This is a genomic window from Microbacterium sp. AR7-10 (genome assembly GCF_001878835.1).
Lineage (GTDB): Bacteria > Actinomycetota > Actinomycetes > Actinomycetales > Microbacteriaceae > Microbacterium > Microbacterium commune.
Genome location: NZ_MJIR01000088.1, coordinates 1 through 14,201, shown reverse-complemented (window position 1 = coordinate 14,201; position 14,201 = coordinate 1). Strand labels below are relative to the sequence as shown.

At 70.7% G+C, this 14,201-nt stretch carries 11 protein-coding genes; 2 read left to right on the top strand and 9 right to left on the bottom strand.

Annotated features, from left to right (window positions below; translation table 11 throughout):
- The 4 genes from BFN01_RS12265 to argG form a co-directional block, all read right to left on the bottom strand.
- Nucleotides 1-1,418 (bottom strand): YhgE/Pip domain-containing protein (locus BFN01_RS12265; RefSeq protein WP_177243866.1); only part of this gene is annotated, 1,418 nt, incomplete at its 3' end.
- Entirely contained in the window at nt 1,415-4,411 is a 2,997-nt protein-coding gene (locus tag BFN01_RS12260; RefSeq protein ID WP_071644637.1) for a YhgE/Pip domain-containing protein, read from the bottom strand. The genes BFN01_RS12265 and BFN01_RS12260, both read right to left, overlap by 4 nt.
- The gene (locus BFN01_RS12255; protein ID WP_071644636.1) at nt 4,408-5,037 is read right to left on the bottom strand and encodes a TetR/AcrR family transcriptional regulator; all 630 of its coding nucleotides are present in this window, start codon (nt 5,035-5,037) and stop codon (nt 4,408-4,410) included. The genes BFN01_RS12260 and BFN01_RS12255 overlap by 4 nt, the downstream gene beginning before the upstream one ends.
- A 188-nt stretch (nt 5,038-5,225) precedes the next feature.
- Nucleotides 5,226-6,656, bottom strand: a complete 1,431-nt coding sequence (gene argG / locus BFN01_RS12250; protein WP_071644635.1) for an argininosuccinate synthase — start codon at nt 6,654-6,656, stop codon at nt 5,226-5,228.
- A gap of 129 nt (nt 6,657-6,785) precedes the next feature.
- Here argG and BFN01_RS12245 point away from each other — a divergent pair, with 129 nt between their 5' ends.
- Entirely contained in the window at nt 6,786-7,493 is a 708-nt protein-coding gene (locus tag BFN01_RS12245) for a ZIP family metal transporter (RefSeq protein WP_071644634.1), read from the top strand.
- Between the two features lie 45 nt (nt 7,494-7,538).
- Here the strand turns inward: BFN01_RS12245 and BFN01_RS12240 are convergent, their stop codons facing one another.
- The 3 genes from BFN01_RS12240 to BFN01_RS12230 are packed head-to-tail and all read right to left on the bottom strand — an operon-like array spanning nt 7,539 to nt 10,634.
- Entirely contained in the window at nt 7,539-8,507 is a 969-nt protein-coding gene (locus BFN01_RS12240) for an acetylxylan esterase (protein WP_071644633.1), read from the bottom strand.
- A gap of 5 nt (nt 8,508-8,512) precedes the next feature.
- Nucleotides 8,513-9,676, bottom strand: a complete 1,164-nt coding sequence (manA, locus tag BFN01_RS12235) for a mannose-6-phosphate isomerase, class I (RefSeq protein WP_143187238.1) — start codon at nt 9,674-9,676, stop codon at nt 8,513-8,515.
- Between the two features lie 34 nt (nt 9,677-9,710).
- Nucleotides 9,711-10,634, bottom strand: coding sequence for an N-acetylglucosamine kinase (locus BFN01_RS12230; protein WP_071644632.1), 924 nt, complete (start codon nt 10,632-10,634; stop codon nt 9,711-9,713).
- 151 nt (nt 10,635-10,785) lie between these two features.
- Here BFN01_RS12230 and BFN01_RS12225 point away from each other — a divergent pair, with 151 nt between their 5' ends.
- Nucleotides 10,786-12,324, top strand: coding sequence for an FAD-dependent oxidoreductase (locus BFN01_RS12225; RefSeq protein WP_071644638.1), 1,539 nt, complete (start codon nt 10,786-10,788; stop codon nt 12,322-12,324).
- 48 nt (nt 12,325-12,372) lie between these two features.
- Here the strand turns inward: BFN01_RS12225 and BFN01_RS12220 are convergent, their stop codons facing one another.
- Nucleotides 12,373-13,482 carry a phage holin family protein gene (locus tag BFN01_RS12220; protein ID WP_071644631.1) on the bottom strand — a complete coding sequence of 370 codons (1,110 nt, stop codon included), beginning with the start codon at nt 13,480-13,482 and terminating at the stop codon, nt 12,373-12,375.
- A partial coding sequence (locus BFN01_RS12215) for a hypothetical protein (RefSeq protein WP_071644630.1) occupies nt 13,476-14,201 on the bottom strand: 726 nt, incomplete at its 5' end. The genes BFN01_RS12215 and BFN01_RS12220, both read right to left, overlap by 7 nt.

Here is a 14,201-nt window from a genome sequence, read left to right as displayed (position 1 = left end):
TCGTCGAACCTGGCCGCGGTCTCGGTGAGCGAGTCGGAGATGCCGGCGGTGAGCGCCTCGGCGTCGGACAGCGCCGAACCCGTCGACGAAGAGCCGGTGAGCGAGCCGGCGGCGCTCGACAGGTCGCTGCCGATCGTGTCGACGCCGGTGCTGATGCGCGCGAGCGTCGATGCGAGGGCGTCGAGCTTCGGGCGCAGGCTGTCGGTGTACGAGCGGCGCGCGTCGTCGACCGCGGCCTTCGCCTGAGCGGTGAGCTGCTCGATCTCGGCGCGGGTGCTCTGGCTCGCGGTGCCGGCGATCGTGATCTGCGTCGCGGCCTCGTCGAGGCGCTCCTGCAGCGTCGTCTGCCGCGCGACGGCCGCGTCGATGGCCGACACCGATGCGTCGAACGCGTCGAGCGCGGTCTCAGGCAGCAGCGGCCGCACGTCCCGCACGAGTCCGTCGCGCAGGCTCTGCAGCTGATCGACCTGAGTCTGCACTCGGTCCGCCAGGGCGGTGATCGTGCGCGCCGCGCTCGCCGACTGCGTGTCCATGGTCTCGAACACCTGGTCGATGCTGTCCGACACCGACTGGTAGCTGTCGGACGTGCCTTTCAGCGCGGCATCGAGCGATGCGGTGGTCGACGACAGCACGTCGTCGAGCGAGGCGGCGGCGGCCGTCCCGCCGCCGAGCGCACCGCGGGCGTCGCGCAGCGCGTCGCCGGAGGAGCTGACCAGACCCGAAGCGCTCTCGACCAGGGGCCTGCTCGAAGAGAGCAGCGAGGTGAACATGTCAGCCGTCGCGGCGCCGGCGCGCAGCTGTGCGGCCGCCGATTCGACCCGCGCCTGCAGTCGGGACAGCGCAGCCTGGGTGTCGGCGTCGTCGAGGTAGTCCGATAGCGAGGTGATGATGTTCATGCCGGCCTCGCTGAGCGTCTCGGTGAACACCTCGTTGATGCTCTGCGTGACCTCGCTCGCGCCCTGACCGGTGATCTTCGGAGCGAGGGCGTTCTTCTTCTCATTGAGGTAGTAGTCGATGTGCGTGCGATCGGCGCCGTTCGCGTAGAACGTCATCATGTCGGCGCTGAAGGTCGTGGGCAGCACGATCGCCGCGTAGTACTCGCCCGACCGGGTGCCGTCGATCGCGTCGTGCTTCGAGGTGATGACCCAGTTCAGGTCGTCGTTGGCGCGCAGCGCCGACACGACCTGCTCGCCGACGTTGATGCGCAGCGGCATGAGGTCGCTCTGATAGCCGTCGTCGGTGTTCGCCACCGCGACGGTGAGGTTGCGGGTGTTCTCGAACGGGTTCCAGCTCGCGATCACGTTGAACCAGGTGAACAGCGAAGGGATCACGACGAGCCCGAAGAGGACGATGACGGCCATCACGCTGCTCATCGCCCGTCGGAGGTCGTGCCGCATGACGGCGAGGATGCTGCTCACTTCTCGCCCTCCTTCTGGTGCGGCCGGTCGGGTTGGTCAGGCTGGTGGGGTTGGGCCGTCTCATCGGGTTGGTCGGACTGGTGGGGTTGGTCAGACTGGTCGGGTCCGTCGGAGGCGCGCTCGTCGGGCGCCTGTTGCGGATGCTCGACGGCGGGCCGAGCGAGATCGGCCCGGTCATCGGCGTCCCGTGCCTGCGGCACGTCGTCGGCGAACAGCTCGTCGAGGGCGATCGTGTCGTCGTCGGCGCCGGTCTCGTCGACGCTCCGCTGCGCGGACGTGGCGTCGGCTCGAGCATCCGGATGCTCGAGCACCGCCGTGCGCGTCGTCGTCGCGGCGTCACCGTCGGCAGACGTCCCTGCCGCGGCGGCATCGGCGGACACGGCGGGACCCACGAATGGGGTCGTGCCGGCATCCGGGTCTGCGAGCACATCGCGCTGGGCGGAGTTCTCGACGGCGAGGGCGCGGCGCAGCTCGGCATCCGGCATCTCGCTCACCTCGGCAGCCTGCTCGATGCTCTGCCTGATGTACTCGAGCGCGACGACGAAGCCGATCAGCAGGAGGCACCAGAGCGCGCCGAGACCGAGCACGACCGCCTTGGCGCCCGGGATCAGCCACCCGCACAGGGCCAGCACGACCACACCCGCGGCGCCGACGAGCAGTGTGAGGCGCAGGCGCGTCGCGTAGTGCTCGCTGAAGCGCCGCGCGCGCTGCGCGACGTCGGCGCGGAAGCCGTCGCCGTCGGTGAGCGCCCGGATGATCTCCGGTGTGCGACGGCGTCCGGTGATCTGCACCTCTTCGCTGACCATCAGCTCGGTCTCGGCCAGACGTCGGTTGAAGAGCAGCGTGAAGTTGCCCAGGCGGCCCCGCAGGAACAGCCCGAGCACCCACGCCAGCGCCACGAAGATCGCCAGCATGCCCATGAAGCCCCACCAGTGGCCGCCGTAGAAGCCGCTGATGGCCTCTCGCATGGCGTCGATGCCGTACGTGAACGGCAGGAACGGATACAGCCCGCGGAAGAAGTCGGGCATCATCTCGATCGGGTACAGCCCCGAGGCGCCGGGGATCTGCACGATGACCAGCAGGATGCACAGGCCCTTGCCGACGATGCCGAAGCACACCGACAGGGCGTAGATGATGCTGAGGTACGCGAGTCCGATCAGCACACCGGTGCCGACATAGGCGACCGGGTTGGCGGTCTGCACCCCGATCACGAGGTTGCCGACGCACACCAGCACCGCCTGGAACACCGCGATCGTGGCGAACAGCAGCCAGCGGCCGATGTAGGCCTGGCGGACGGTGATGCCCTCGACGCCTTCTCTGTCGACCTCGACGCGCATGATCACCATCAGCACGAAGGCGCCGATCCAGAGCGAGAGATTGGTGAACAACGCAGCCATGGCCGAGCCGTAGGCAGCGGTGGGGAACATCGTCTTGGTGTTCACCTCGACGGGCGATGCCATGAATCGCGCGATCTCATCCGGTTCGAGGCCGCTGACCGCGCTGAGCCTGTTCCAGATCTCGGCGGATCCGAGGGCCAGCACGTCGGTGCGCACCGTGCCGAGCGCGGTCTCGGCGGTGGCCAGGTTGCCGTCGAACGCGGCGAGGGCGTCGGAGGCGCCGGCGAGCTGCGTCTTCAGCCCGCCGAGCAGGTTCTGCGCCTGAGCGACCTGGGCGCGCTGGGCGCCGAGAGCCGACGAGAACGCGTCGGCACTCGCCGTGAGCTGTGACATCGCCCGGTTCAGCTGCGGCACGCTCTGCGTGAGGGCGTCGCGGATGGCGGTGGCCGAGGTCGCGGCCTGACCGACGGCGCCGTTGACGCTGTCGGCCGCACCGGTGACGGCGGTGATCGTGCCCGACACGTCGTCGGTCAGCTGCGTGAGGTCGGCCAGCACCTGCTGGTCGGCGGCGTTGCGCTGCTGTAGGCCGGAGATCGCCTCGCTCAGACGCTGCGCGGCGGCCGATCCGGGATCGGTGCGCTCGAGCGCGGCCTGCAGCTCGTCGAGAGCGGCGGCGTTGGACTCGATCACCGCGTTCAAGTCATCGGCGGTGGTGCCGACGGCGGCGTTCGCCTGCTGCAGACCGGATGCCAGGGTCGCGATCGAGCCGTTCATCCTCGCGGCGGCATCGGCGATGAGCGTCGAGCCCGAGACGTATGCAGAGGTGACGCTGTCGGTGACGGCGAGCAGCTCCTGCTGCGCCTCTCCTGCGATCTGCTGCGCCTGCGCCACGGCCGTCTGCACGTCGGCGAGCGTTCGGTCGACCTTGCCGAGAGAGCGCGATGCCCGGTCTATGCCGTTTGCGGCATCTATCAGCCCGATCTGCAGGTCGGCGAGACGCTCGCGAGCTGAAGAGACCTTGCCCGTCGCCTCGTCGAGCGCCCCCACGGTGGAATCCCGTGCGCCGGTGAGGCGGCCTTCGGCATCCAGCCCCGCGTCCTTCAGCTGCTCGCTGACCGCCTCGGCGGCCGTCGAGACGAAGGTGCTGTTGATCTGGTTGTCGAGAGTGGACGCGCCGACATCGGTGATCTTCGGCGCGATCGCGCTGGCTTTCTCGTTGACGTAGTACTTCAGCTCCGGCCGGGTGAACTCGCCGGTCGTGATGCTGACGAAGTCGCGGCTGAAGTCGGAGGGGATGATGATCGCCGCGTAGCTGCGTCCGCTGCGCACGGCATCCATCGCCTCGTCTTCATCGACGAAGGTCCAGCCCAGCTGGTCGTTCTGCTTGAGCTGCTCGACGAGTTCACCGCCGATGTCGATGCGCCCGGTGAGGTCGGACGAGGCCCCCGCGTCGTGGTTGACGATCGCGACGCTCACCTGCTGCGTGTTCGAGTAGGGGTCCCAGAACGCGACGATGTTGAACCAGGCGTACAGCGACGGGGTGACGATGACGCCGATGATGATGATCCACGCCTTGCTGACGCGCGCCAGCCTGCCGAGATCGCGGCGGTAGACGCTCCACGCATTCGGTCTCGGGTTCGTCGCCGTCTCACTCACGCGGAGCTCGCCGTGGCGCCCGGATGCGCCGTGATGTCGGGGTGGGAGGCGAGCAGCTCGTCGGTCTCGCGCCAGGACAGTCCGGCGATGCTCAGCACGGTGCGGACGGCGAGGTTCGCGGCGCCGCTGCTGGAGGCGTCGGTGCGGGCGACGACGGTGCGCGCGATCTCCTCGATCAGGCGCGAGAGCGTCGGGGCTGCGAGGTCGGTGCGGAAGCTGCCGTCATCCTGACCGCGCTGCACGAGCTGTGCGACGGCCCGGCGCAGCGGCGCCAGGGCGGAGGCGGTGTGCTCGACGTGAGCTTCGTCGAGGGCGAGCGCTGCGCTGACCTGCACGTGCGCGGCCTCCTGCCACAGACGCGCGGCGAGGCGGGCGAGGGCGATGCGGGCATCGGCGTCGGTGATCGATTCGGCGATCGCGTTGAAGCGCTGGGCGCCGGTGCTGATCAGCTCGCGGATCAGCGCGTCACGGTCGTCGAAGTGACCGTACAGGGTGCGCCGGCTCAGGCCCGCGCTGCGGGCGATGACGTCGACGCTGGCGTAGGGATCGAGCGCGAGCGTGCTGCGAGCGGCGTCGAGGATGCCGGCGCGGTTGGCGCGTGCGTCGGAGCGAGGCGGTCGTGGCATGCCTCAAGGATACGTATGTTGCACAGTCGTGTGCAACATACGTAGGTGAACTCCCAGCCTGCGGGTACACAACGGGGGCCGACACTCCAGATGTCGGACGTTCCCGCAGGATGCGTCCGACATCTGGAGTGTCGGCCCCCGACGTGGCGGCACGGCCCTGCCCGCGTGCGGCAGCCGGGGCGGATCGATCAGTCGGTGCCGGAGTCGAAGGCCGCACCCTCGGATGCCAGGTCGACCGCCTCCGCGAGCTGCTCGTCGTCGCTCTCGGATGCCGAGATCTCGGCGGCCTGACCGGCGGTGACCTTGCCGACGAGCTCGCCCGTCGCGCCGCCGACAAGGCCGAGGCCCGCGTACTGCTCGAGCCGCGAGCGCGAGTCGGCGATGTCGAGGTTGCGCATGGTGAGCTGGCCGATGCGGTCGACCGGGCCGAACGCCGCGTCGCCCACGCGCTCCATCGACAGCTTCTCGGGGCCGTACGAGAGGTTCGGCGAGACGGTGTCGAGGATGGTCCAGTCGTCGCCGCGGCGCAGGCGCAGGGTGACCGTGCCCGAGATGGTGAGTCCCACCCAGCGCTGGATCGACTCGCGCAGCATGAGCGACTGCGGCTCGAGCCAACGACCCTCGTACATCAGCCGGCCGAGGCGACGGCCCTGCTCGTGATAGGTGGCGAGGGTGTCTTCATTCAGGATGCCGTTGACCAGGCGCTCGTAGGCGATGAACAGCAGCGCCATTCCGGGGGCCTCGTAGATGCCGCGCGACTTCGCCTCGATGATGCGGTTCTCGATCTGGTCGCTCATGCCGAGCCCGTGGCGTCCGCCGATGGTGTTGGCCTCCATCACGAGGGCCACCGGATCGCTGTACTCGGTGCCGTTGATCGCGACCGGGCGGCCGCCCTCGAAGGTGACGGTGACGTCTTCGGTGTCGATCTGCACCGACGGGTCCCAGAACTTCACGCCCATGATCGGGTCGACGGTCTCGAGCGACACGTCGAGGTGCTCGAGGGTCTTCGCCTCGTGCGTGGCGCCCCAGATATTGGCATCCGTCGAATACGCCTTCTCGGCCGAGTCGCGGTACGGGAAGCCGCGCTCCACGAGCCACTCGCTCATCTCCGCACGTCCCCCGAGCTCGGTGACGAAGTCGGCGTCGAGCCAGGGCTTGTAGATGCGCAGGCGCGGGTTGGCCAGCAGGCCGTAGCGGTAGAAGCGCTCGATGTCGTTGCCCTTGTACGTCGAGCCGTCGCCCCAGATGTCGACGCCGTCGTCGCGCATCGCGCGCACGAGCAGCGTGCCGGTGACCGCGCGTCCGAGCGGGGTGGTGTTGAAGTACGTCTTCCCGCCCGAGCGGATGTGGAAGGCGCCGCACTGCAGCGCGACGAAGCCCTCTTCGACGAGTGCCGTCCTGGCATCCACCAGTCGCGATTCCTCGGCGCCGTACTCGAGCGCACGGCCGGGGATCGAGGCGATGTCGCTCTCGTCGTACTGCCCCAGATCGCCGGTGTACGTGTAGGGCACCGCGCCCTTCTCGCGCATCCACGCGACGGCGACGGAGGTGTCAAGCCCTCCGGAGAAAGCGATGCCGACCTTTTCGCCGACGGGGAGGGACTGGAGCACCTTGGACATGGCCTCAAGTCTATCGGCGCGCGGCGTGTCGCCCCGGCCCGGTTTCTCCCGTTCGAATCGCTTGAATGGCGGCAATCCGGGCCGCCGAACCGCCATTCAAGCGATTCGAAGGCGGGTAGCCTGGGCCGCATGGGCCAGGCGGTGCTGTGGGGCGCGGTTGCGGCAGCGCCGCTGCTCGTCGGGGCGCTACTGGCGCTGGTGCGCCGGTGGCCCGATCGGCTGCTCGGCATCATCCTCGGTTTCGGCGCCGGTGCGCTGATGGCGTCGATCGCTTTCGAGCTGTGGGAGCAGGGTGTGGATCTCGGCGGTCACCTGCCGCTGATCATCGGCGTCACCGCCGGGGCGCTCTGCTACTACATCGCCGCGCGGATCCTCGATGCGCGGCAGGCGAAGAAGAAGGCGGATGCCGGTGGCGGGGCCCTCGCGATCGGAGCGCTGCTCGACGGCATCCCGGAGCAGCTCGTGCTGGGCATCGGACTCGCATCCGGCGAGGGGGTGGGCGTCGCGCTGATCGTCGCGATCGTCGTCTCGAACCTGCCGGAGTCGATCGGCTCGGCATCGGACCTGCTGGCCGACGGTATGCGGCGCAGCCGCGTGGTGCTGCTGTGGGCAGGGGTGGCCGTGCTCTCCGTGCTCGCCACCGCAGGCGGATTCGCGCTGGCATCCGTCGTCGACAACAGCTTCCGCGCCGGGGCCAACGGATTCGCCGCGGGAGCCCTGCTGGTCATGCTCGTCGACTCGATGGTGCCCGAGGCGCAGAAGAAGGCGACCGAGTCGACGGGGCTCGCGACGGTCATCGGCTTCGCGTTCGCCGCCTGGCTCGCGCTCGCCGCCTGACCCGCCGGCCCGGACCCGCCTCCGACGGGCGCTCAGCCCAGACGCTCAGCCCAGACGCTCAGCCAGCCACGCCGCCTGGCGCTGCCACTGCACGCCGAGCCCGCCCTCGTGCTCGTTGAACGCGTACTCCACGACGTCCGCCCCGCCGCGGTGATGATTGGCCGCGGCGAACACGGTCGATGGCGGGCATACGGGATCCATCAGGGCGACCGAGTACAGCGCAGGAGCGTCGGCCCGCGCGGCGAAGTTCACGCCGTCGAAGTACGACAGGGTCTCGAAGGTCTGCGTCACGGCATCGCGATGCACCGCCAGATAGCGCACGATCTCCTGGTACGGATCGCTGTCGGTCAACCCGACCGCCCGCTCGAAGTGGCAGAGGAACGGCACGTCGGGCATGACGCCGACGAGCCCGGGGGTGAGACCGGCGGCGGCGATCGCGATGCCGCCGCCCTGGCTGCCGCCGGTGACCGCGATGCGGTCGGCGTCCACCTCTTCGAAGGCGCGCACGGCGTCGATCAACAGCGCGGCGTCGGTGAACACGCGACGGTAGTAGTACTGCTCGGGGTCGTCGATGCCGCGGGTCATGAACCCGGGAGCCGAGGCGCCGGTGCCGTGCGGGTCGGGGGTCGAGCCGCCGGTGCCCCAGCCGCTGCCCTGGCCGCGGGTGTCCATGAACACCCACGCGTACCCGGATGCCGCCCAGCCGAGGCGCTCGTGCGGCAGCCCGCGCCCGCCGCCGTAGCCGTTGTACTCCACCACCGTCGGCAGGGGTCCGGTCGCGCCGGCGGGTACGACGTACCACCCGCGCACGCGGTCGCCGCCGAACCCGCTGAACGTCAGGTCGTACACGTCAACCAGCGTCAGGGGCGTCTCGACTCTGGTGCGCTCGGCCGGCGCGGCCAGCCGGCGTGATGATTCGAGCGTGCGGTGCCAGAACGCGTCGAAGTCGGCGGGCTCGGCGACAGTGGGCCGGTACGTGCGCAGCTCGGCGGGAGACAGATCGAAGCGAGGCATGTCGATCAGCCTGCCGCCACGAACAGGCGTCCGGCGCCGGTGACCCGCACGGTGGCGGGGCGCGAGATCAGCACTGCGCGACCGCGCGGCATCGGGATGCGCTGGTCGTCGGATGCCAGCTCGAACTCCCCGTCGGTCGCGAGCGCGATGCCCGCGCCGTCGAGCACGATCTCGCCGTCGGATTCGATCGCGTACAGCTCGAACCCGGGATCGTCGTCCGTGCCGCGCTCGACCGGGCGGAAGACGCGGACACCATCGGAGACGACCTCGGGAGCGAGCCGCGGGTCGCCGCCCTCGCGCGCGTCGAGCACCCGGTCGAGTTCGACCGTGTCGATGTGCTTGCCGGTGAGACCGCCGCGCATGACGTTGTCGCTCGGGCCCATCAGCTCGATGCCCGAGCCGCGCAGGTAGGCGTGGATGTTGCCCGCGGGCAGCATCAGCGCCTCGCCGGCGCGCAGCGTGAGGTGCTGCAGCATGAGCGCGCCGAGGATGCCGGGGTCGGCCGGGTGCGCCTCGGCGATCCGCGCGAGGAGCGCGAAGCGGGCATCCCGTTCCGCGACCGCGGTCACGGCCGTGACCAGCGCCGGCAGGCTCTCGTCTCCCGAGAGCAGCCACAGGAACGCCCGGCGGATGCCGTCGGCGCCGGCCAGGTGCTGCTGCCAGGTCTGCAGCGCCGCCGACGCGTCGGGCGCAGCGTCGATCAGCCCGGCGAGAGTCTGCAGGTCGGCCTGCACCTCGGCGGCGGGCCGGAAGCCGCACAGTGCCTCGAAACCGTCGTGCAGCGCGACGATCAGCTCGGGCTTCGCGTGCGGGTCGCGGTAGGTGCGATGCGGGGCGTCGAGCGGGATGCCGAGGGCGTTCTCGCGGTCGAAGCCCTCCTCCGCCTGCGCCGTGCTCGGGTGCGCCTGCAGAGACAGCGGCTCTGCCGCGCACAGCACCTTCAGCAGGAACGGCAGGGTCGCCCCGGTCTCGCGCTCCCACGCGTCGAGGGTCGGCCACGGTGCGTCGCCGAGGACGGTGCTCGGCGCGGACGGGTGCGCGCCGAGCCACAGCTCGGCCTCCTTCCGCCCGGTCGGGGCGGTGCCGCGCACGTGCGCCACGCCGTCGACCAGCCCCCAGGCGTAGTCGCGGGGCGTGTTGTCGATCTCGTGGAACAGAGGGTTCGTCATGATGCGGCTCCGATCGGGTGGTCAGGTCGAGGGGTCAGCGGGTGCGCTCGGCGAAGCGCTCGTGCAGCGGATGCCCGGGGCCCAGGTGGGCGAGGGCCACGGCGCCGTTGAGGCCCGACCCTGCGGGCGGGACGAACCTGGCATCCGGGCGCTCGGCGCGCACGGCCTCCTCGAACGCCGAGCGGACGAGGTCGGAGCCGAAGACGCCGCCGATCGCTCCGACGGCGGCATCGGCCGGCGCGTCGGTGACCCTCAGCGCCGCGAGCACAGCCGTCGCGAGCTCGGCTGCGGCGGCGCGGCAGATGCCGATCGCGACGTCGTCTCCGGATGCCGCGTGCGCGGCTGTCGGCGCGGCGAACGATGCCACGGTGCGCACGCGATCCTCCGACGACTGCAGGGCGACGTACGCGGTCTCCAGGTCGGGCCAGCGCTCCTTCACCAACGCGGTCAGCGCCGTCGCGGGGCCGCGCCCGTCGTGCGCGCGCATCACGGCATCCAGGGCCGCTCGGCCGATCCAGTACCCGCTGCCCGCATCTCCCATGATGTGGCCCCAGCCGTCGACGCGGGTGGAGTGCTCCGGCCCGACGCCGAGCGTGACGACCCCCGTGCCGGCGGCCACCACGGCGCCCTGCCGGTCGCCGAGCACCCCGAGGAACGAGGTGACCGAGTCGTGGGTCACGACGATGCGGTGCACGTCGGCGAGATCAGGGTGCCGCATCAGCGCATCCGCCTCGGCCTCGGCGGAGGTGAGACCCGAGACGCCGAAGGTCACCGTGTGCGGCGCCTCGTTCGTCACACGGGTGACCTCGGCGACGACGGCCGCGAGCTGAGCCAGCAGCGGCCGGTCGGTGAGCACGCCGGGGAACAGCCACTCCTGAGCGGTGTCGTCGGGTGCGACGAGGCGGGTCTTGATGCCCGTCTGGCCGGCGTCGATGGCGAGAAGCGTGTGCTCGGGCACGTGGACTCCCTGTTGATCGAGGGCCGCGACGCGGCCAGAAGCCAGCGTAGGACACCCGCCGTGCTCGCGTCGGTCGTGATGTCAAGCCCTGTTGCTCGCCACCGCGCTCACGGTGTACTGGGACTCACTCGCCCCCAGCGAAGGAGACACCGTGACGTCCTTATGGCTCGACGACCAGCGTGAGCGCATTCCCACCGACGCCTTCGAGCCCGACGCCCGCTACGACGCCGTGGTCGCCGGAGCGGGTCTCACCGGACTGACCACCGCCCTGCTGCTCGCGCGAGCCGGCCTGTCGGTGGCGGTGCTGGAGGCCCGCTTCGTGGGTGCCGCGGCGACCGGCAACACCACCGCGAAGCTCAGTCTGCTGCAGGGAAGCGTGCTCTCGGGCATCCGCTCGCGCGGGTCGGATCGGGTGCTGAAGGCCTACGTCGAGGGCAACCTCGAGGGGCAGCAGTGGATGCTGCGCTATCTCGGCGAGCACGGCGTCGCCGTCGAGCGTCGCGATGCGTTCACCTACGCGGGAACCGAGGACGGTGCGCGTTCGATCGAGAAGGAGTACGAGGCGTGCCTGGCGGCGGGACTCGACGTCGAGCGGGTGAGCGAGCTCGAGCTGCCGTTCCGCGTGCACGGCGCCATCCGACTTCGCGAGCAGGCGCAGTTCGACCCGATGGACGTGCTGCGCGCGCTCGCCGCCGATCTGCGCGAGCGGGGTGGGGTGATCGTCGAGGGCGTGCGGGTGAAGGACGTCGACACCGGCGAGCCCAGCCGGGTGATCACCTCGGTCGGCGACGTGCACGCCGGCACCGTCGTGCTGGCCACGGGTGTGCCGGTCCTCGACCGGGGCCTGTACTTCGCCAAGCTCAAGGCCAACCGCTCGTACGCGCAGGCGTACCGGATGCCGGATGCCGCCCGCATCCCGCAGGGCATGTACCTCTCGGTCGATGCACCGACCCGGTCGCTGCGCACCGCCTCGCACGACGGCGAGCAGCTGCTGCTGGTCGGCGGCAACGACCACGACGTGGGCCGCGCGGCCGACACCCAGGCCCTGGTCGACGATCTCGAGCACTGGACGCACCGGCACTTCCCCGGCGCGGAGCGCACGCACGCCTGGGCTGCGCAGGACTACCAGTCGCTGAACATGGTGCCGTTCGTCGGCTGGATGCCGCGCACCGGCAAGCACGTCAAGATCGCCACCGGCTACAACAAGTGGGGCATGACGAACGCCGTCGCGGCGGCGCTGAGCATCACGGCGGAGGTGCTCGACGGCAGCATCCCCTGGGCGCAGACGCTGCACCATCGCATCACCACGCCGAAGGATCTCGCGCAAGGTGCGGTCGCCGGCGCGGAGGTGGCGCGCGACGCCGCGACCGGGTGGATCTCGGCCGAACGGCATCCGCTGCCCACGACGCCGCCCGCGGAGGGCGAGGGCGTCGTGGGCAGCGCGGGGATGAAACCGGTGGCGGTCTCGACCGTCGACGGCGTCACCTGCCGCGTGTCTGCCGTGTGCACGCACCTCGGCGGCATCGTCACCTGGAACAGTGCCGAGCGCTCGTGGGACTGCCCGCTGCACGGCTCGCGCTTCGCCGCCGACGGCACGGTGCTCGAGGGTCCCGCGGTCGACGATCTCAGGCTCGTCGACGAGCCGGAGCTGCCCGGCGACGAGCACGTGCCGGTGGCAGACCTGCCGTAGGGCGGTTGTCAGGCCGGATCTCGGCGCCGCGGGAGCGCAGCTCCGACCTCAGAACCCGGGGTAGTCCTGCAGGCGCTGCTCGAACTCGGCCCGGTCGGCCTCGGGCAGCACGCGGCGGGCGAAGACGACGAGCTGGATGCCCTCGAGGGGCTCGCCGGTCTGCGCCGCGATCGCCTCGCGCTGCAGGCGGAACTCCCCGGTGGGGTCGTTCGACAGGTCGTACGCGTACACGTAGAAGCGCATCGGCCCGGGGTAGGTGTCGCCGTAGTACTCCCAGGTGTGCTGCCGGGACGGCTCGGTCGAGCCGTACAGCTTCGCCACCATGTCGGGCGAGATGCCGGTGTCGATCTCGTTCAGCGGGTACAGGTCGCTGAGACCGCGCTCGAGGAGCACCTCGCCGATCGCCTGCATGACCTCGCGTTTGCGTGCGTCGTCCTGCACGGGCTGCTCGGTCGTCCACGCCGTCGACGTGTACCGGCGCAGCATCGACTCACCGCCGTACCCGTTGCGCTCGGGGCTCACGTCGACCGTGCCGCTCTGCACCCACGTGTAGCCGTAGCGATCGCTCAGTCGGGCGCGGATCGCGGTCATCAGAGCGTCGCCCTCGGCCTGCACCTCGTCGAGAGACGGCCCGTTCAGGGCCTCGTCGGGCGAGTAGTCCTTCACGCCCGGATACGCCTCCTCGTGCCGCTGCTGCTCGGACTTCGTGCCGCCGTACGCCTGGGTCGCCGAGGAGTACAGGGCGCCCACGGCGCCGACGGTCGCGACGTTGCAGACGAGCGAGACGGCCAGGGCGATCGCCCCCAGCATCCGGCCGCGTCGGGTGAGCAGCGCCGCGACGATCACGCCGACGATCGCGAGCTGCAGCACGAGCAGCGTCACGCCGTACAGCGCGTCGGTGCCGCCGGCGAGCATGAGCAGCAGCAGGATCACGGCGAAGACGGCCGTCGCCGAGATGGCGGCGAGCCCGACTGCGTTGACCCCCGTCTTGCGGACGGCCGCCGGGTCGGTGTAGGTGACTCCGGATGCCGTGGGCAGGCCGGCCGCGGCATCCAGCCCTCCCCGCGCACGGGCAGCGCCCGCGTAGCCGCCGACCGGGGGCAGGGGAGGGGCACCTTCGGAGCCGCCGACGTATCTGCTGCGCTGACGATCTACCACGGCTTGTCCGTTCCCCCACCGGAGCCGTCGTCGCCCTGCCCGCCGCCGAGCTGGTCCTCTCGCTCCTGCGCGCCCTGATTCAGGCGGTCCTCGATGTCGTCGAGCTTGTCCTGCGGCGTCTCTCCCTGCTCTCCCTGGTCTGGCTGCTGCGGCTGCTCGGGTGGCGGATGCTGGCTCTGACGCTGCTTCTCCTGCTGGCGCCGCTGATTCTCGTCGAGCGTGTCGCTCATGTCGCGGTTCGGCTGCGGCGACTGCTGCTGGGCTGCCTCGCTGCGGCACTCCTCCGGCGTCTCGACGGTGATCTCGAGCGCTTCGCCGTACAGCTCGGCGGCTCTCGCGGCGTCGCCGTCGGCCTGCGCGGCGTCGCCCTGCCGCTCGACGACGAGCGACAGGTTGATCAGCACGGGGCACACCTGCAGCCCCTGGGCGAGGGGCAGCGCGCGCTCCAGCTCCGTCCGGGAGGCACCGAGCTCGTCTGCGCCGCCCAGCGCCGTGCCGATGTTGTACGGCGCGGCGAACGGCTCGAACCAGTTGGCGATGTCCTGCCCGCGGGCGGCCGACTCCGACTCGGCGTACGCACCAGACACGAACGTGCTGATCGACGTATGCGCGAACGCGTACATGCTCAGCAGCTTGGCCACGAGCAGCAGTGCGGCGAGCGTGAGGGGGAGGGTCGCGATCGCGACCCTCCCCTTCACGCTCGCCGCACTGCCTGTCTC

Bases quoted from the DNA above. Each gene is read 5' to 3' on its own strand.
- BFN01_RS12255 (WP_071644636.1), bottom strand. From the start codon at position 5,037: ATGCCACGACCGCCTCGCTCCGACGCACGCGCCAACCGCGCCGGCATC.
- manA (WP_143187238.1), bottom strand. From the start codon at position 9,676: ATGACGAACCCTCTGTTCCACGAGATCGACAACACGCCCCGCGACTAC.
- BFN01_RS12240 (WP_071644633.1), bottom strand. From the start codon at position 8,507: ATGCCTCGCTTCGATCTGTCTCCCGCCGAGCTGCGCACGTACCGGCCC.
- BFN01_RS12245 (WP_071644634.1), top strand. From the start codon at position 6,786: ATGGGCCAGGCGGTGCTGTGGGGCGCGGTTGCGGCAGCGCCGCTGCTC.
- argG (WP_071644635.1), bottom strand. From the start codon at position 6,656: ATGTCCAAGGTGCTCCAGTCCCTCCCCGTCGGCGAAAAGGTCGGCATC.